A 554-nucleotide genomic window follows, 5' to 3' on the forward strand; every position below is an offset into this window, starting at 1 on the left:
GAGTACGGTGATTTCGGGTACAGCGGCAGGCTGGCGGGCTGGGAGTAAACTTCGCCCTGGCAGACATAGTCGTTGGCATACAGAAACGCGTGGGTGACCAGCTGATGTTTATGCGCCAGGAAGGTCGACAGACGGTTGGGCGTCCACTCGTCGTCGTCATCGATTCCGGTCAGGAACTCCCCTTTCGCCTGCAAAATCGCCTGGTTGCGCACCGCGCACGCCCCGGAGTTGGTGGCGTTGTGGGTATACATCACACGCGGGTCGTTCAGCTCGGTGACAAATTTTTGCAACTGCTCGAAGGATGACGAGCAATCATCCACGATGATCAATTCCCAGTGGTTATAGTCCTGACGTAAAACCGATTTAATCGCACGGATCGCCAGCTGCTGACGATTCCAGGTTGGCATATAGATGGAGATCAAAGGGCGTGGTGTTGTCATTTTATTCCCCGGATGGCTTGTTGCCCTCACCCCTGCCCTCTCCCACTGGAAGAGGGAATTAAGGTTAGGGTGAGGGAAAACGATTATTCACTGTCAGACTTATATTCCTGTCTC

The 554-nt window shown here is 54.0% G+C and carries 1 protein-coding gene; it reads right to left on the bottom strand.

Going from position 1 to position 554, the window contains the following annotated elements; genetic code table 11:
• On the bottom strand, positions 1 to 440 hold a 440-nt coding region (locus K5E19_RS23645; RefSeq protein WP_221553362.1), incomplete at its 3' end, for a glycosyltransferase.
• Positions 441 to 554: the final 114 nt, after the last annotated feature.

The sequence above is a fragment of the Enterobacter sp. RIT637 genome (genome assembly GCF_019718755.1).
Taxonomy (GTDB): Bacteria; Pseudomonadota; Gammaproteobacteria; order Enterobacterales; family Enterobacteriaceae; genus Enterobacter.